General features: G+C 44.2%; 2 protein-coding genes and 2 tRNA genes. 3 read left to right on the top strand and 1 reads right to left on the bottom strand.

Annotated elements, in window-relative coordinates:
• The first annotated feature begins 49 nt into the window (after window positions 1-49).
• The 3 genes from HMPREF0373_RS13470 to HMPREF0373_RS13460 all read left to right on the top strand — a co-directional run bounded on the left by HMPREF0373_RS13470 (window position 50) and on the right by HMPREF0373_RS13460 (window position 1,105).
• Window positions 50-133 (top strand) — tRNA-Leu (locus tag HMPREF0373_RS13470).
• Window positions 134-162: 29 nt separating this feature from the next.
• Window positions 163-236, top strand: a tRNA-Arg gene (locus HMPREF0373_RS13465).
• An 86-nt stretch (window positions 237-322) separates the two neighbouring features.
• On the top strand, window positions 323-1,105 hold the full coding sequence (locus HMPREF0373_RS13460; protein WP_021740307.1) for a sirohydrochlorin cobaltochelatase: 783 nt from the start codon (window positions 323-325) through the stop codon (window positions 1,103-1,105).
• Between the two features lie 294 nt (window positions 1,106-1,399).
• On the opposite strand, the gene HMPREF0373_RS16135 is transcribed toward HMPREF0373_RS13460, so the two are convergent.
• Complete coding sequence (locus HMPREF0373_RS16135) at window positions 1,400-2,743, bottom strand: helix-turn-helix domain-containing protein (protein WP_021740306.1); 1,344 nt, start codon at window positions 2,741-2,743, stop codon at window positions 1,400-1,402.
• Window positions 2,744-3,096: the final 353 nt, after the last annotated feature.

The following is a 3,096-nucleotide window of genomic DNA, read 5'->3' as shown; positions in this document are numbered from 1 at the left end:
AGGGTCACAGGTTCGAGCCCTGTAGGTCCCATCGATGCTAAAGCATCATGCCGGCGTGGCGGAACTGGCAGACGCGCAGGACTTAAAATCCTGTGGTGGCGACATCGTACCGGTTCGATTCCGGTCGCCGGCATTAGCTTTTAAGCTGATTTTATAAAATATGTGTGTGTAGCTCAGCTGGATAGAGCACTTGGCTACGGACCAAGGTGTCGGGGGTTCGAATCCTCTCACGCACGTACCGTAAAGTATCGCAAACTTTTGATTAACAAGGGTTTGCGGTATTTTTTTGCATTAAAAAAGGAAATATGGGGGCGTAAGACCAATGAAAAAAGGCGTATTGATTGTAAGTTTTGGAACTTCTTACCGGGAGGCGGAAGCACAGAATATTAATCCGGTGGAACAGGCGATTTCGGCGGCACTGCCGGGCTATGAGATGCGGCGGGCATACGGCAGCCGCCGGATCATAAAAAAACTGAAGGAGCGGGACGGAATATGCATTGATACAGTTTCGGAGGCTCTGGAAACTCTGGCTGTGGCCGGGTGTAAAGAGCTGATCGTACAGCCTACCTATGTGATCCATGGTTATGAATACGATGAACTGGTGGAAATCCTGCGTGAATATCTGAATCAATTCGAGTCTGTGCGGCTGGGACATCCGCTGCTTCACCAGCAGTCCGATTATAAAGAATTGATCTGTGGCCTGAATGAAGTTTTTGATTTCAGAAGTTCTTCTGATGCGTTTGTATTTATGGGACATGGCACAGGACATTTTGCCAATGCATGCTATCCGGCACTGGAGCATCAGATTCAGGCTCAGGGATTTACAAATGTGTGGATCGGTACCGTGGAAGGATATCCGGAGATTACGGATGTAAAGGAAAAACTGAAACAACTGTCCTGCCAAAAATCCGTATTGGCACCATTGATGCTGGTGGCGGGAGATCATGCCAGAAATGATATGGCAGGAGAAGATGAGAATTCCTGGAAAAATATCCTGGAGCGAGACGGAATAGAAGCAGATTGTATGATAGCGGGATTGGGCAGTTATGCATTTGTACAGCGGATGTTTGCGGAACATGCGCTGCAGGCAGAAGAAATCAGATGATTTGAACGCAGAATAAGCATTCCCCTGCTTCAAGTGCGTAGAGCACTAAGCGGTGGGTAAGGGGGATGCTTATGTCAGTGGGAGTTAAAAGCTCCCACTGACAGGTCGCAAAGCGACTGCGTTCATGAGCAAGTAGCGAAAGAGGATTGCGAATGTCCGCTTTACAAAAGAGAAATATGCATTGTGGGTTGCATAATACCATATAGAACAATCTCCAGTGTAATAGAGGAACACATATTGATATGGAAGAAGCAAACGAAGGCGAGCAGGAATGACCTGTTCGCCTTCTACTGTTTACGGTTCGGTTGAAAATGTAACCTTTTCCGGATGGGAAGTGCTGTCAATATCTGTGTCGGAGTCAAACAGAATATTTGTAGCATTTTCTGAATCAGTACTATTAAATGTCCAGTTATTCTGGGTTTCGTAAGTAATATATTGTTTCAAAAAAGAGTTATACCAACGGAACTTTATGATATAATCGTCGGCATTGCTATCTTTTGGAACTTTAAAGTTGTATGGAAAATAGCTTTCTCCATATACTTCTGACAACGATTCCAGATCATCGTGTGGCAGACTACGTGTATACAACAGCGTATCGTTATACACAACCTGAAATTCAGCATCTGTGATATTGGAAACAAATGCAGGCTGCTGACAGCTTATATTCAGGTCACCGGAATTAGTCCGTGAAAGATTATCGAAGCTATTTCCTGTAATTTCAACAGTGGGTTGCCAGTCTGTCAATCCAAGGACGGATAACGTCTCGTATTCACTCAGATTTACGGTCTGTTTGGAACCGTCCGTATCGATACAGGCGGTTGCGTTATAAGTGTCTGTATTAATCGGTAAATCAGCAAAACCAGTGTAAGTTCCGTTTTCGCAGATGAAAGTTACCGGAATGTTGCTCTGATCCGAAGTATTCTGAAGCTGCATAGTCAGAATCGTGTTATCCTGATAGTTTTTTAAGACAGCCGTAAATTTGACATGCAGTTTTTTACCATCTTCGGAAACAGAATCTGCAATCGTGTGATAGCTTTGAAAATAAGTATCCTGTTCCGTGGTGTAATCAGAATCATTGTTTACATAAACAGGAGCTGGCTGCTGTGCAATCTGAGCAGAAAGCGTGCTTAATTTGTCGGAAAAAGTTATTGCGACCACGAGCAGGGCAACCGTGAGTGCCAGACATGCACTACCCAATCCGATGGTTGTCCGTTTCCAGAGTTTGTGATTTTTATCCAGAATCTCAGAAGTGATCCAATCGATGGTTTCGGGAGAAACACTGTATGACGAATGATTGTCAGTGTTACCGGTACCGGGATTTCCGTTATCATCTGTAAAAGCAGAATCTGTGGCTGATCTTTGTCCCACCGACTCGTTTTTATCTGAGGCAGTGTTTGTGCTTTCATTCAAAGCAGAAATTGTTTTATCAGCAAAAATATCCACATCTTCATCTAATAATGCGTCCAGTGATACATGGTAAAATTCTGCCAGGAATTTTAATTTTCCAAGATCCGGGCGTGTGGCATCGGATTCCCATTTGGAAATAGACTGGCGGGAGACCTGAAGTTTTTCAGCCAGTTGTTCCTGGGTCATATTCTGTTTTGTTCGTAATGTATATAATTTTTCACCTAATGTCATAAGGAACCTCCGTCTGGAAAAAAGATGATTCTATACAGAATCCAGCTGATGTTGTGTGACTTTCCGGAAATGCAAAATACATAGTGTGTGATGTATCAGCTGGGAGTCAATCCCTCAGCTGATATAGCCTCCGGCAGGATTGCAGAGGTGGGCAGTAGAAGTATGTCATGCAATTGCATGACGCGCACCTCGCAGCAAGAATGCCGAAGCATTCTTGAATTTGTCTGATTTCAGTATAAAGAATCATCGGAAAATGTCTACCAATCAGCGTGAGCGATTGCGCAACTTCCGGTTGCAACCCAGTATTTATGCAGTGGGACGGTTCATCTCAGTCTGAGTTGAGACTCCCACTT

This window comes from Eubacterium ramulus ATCC 29099 (assembly GCF_000469345.1).
Taxonomy (GTDB): domain Bacteria; phylum Bacillota; class Clostridia; order Lachnospirales; family Lachnospiraceae; genus Eubacterium_I; species Eubacterium_I ramulus.
The sequence above is the reverse complement of the archived record's forward strand: the minus strand, read 5'-3'. Positions and strand labels throughout refer to the sequence as shown.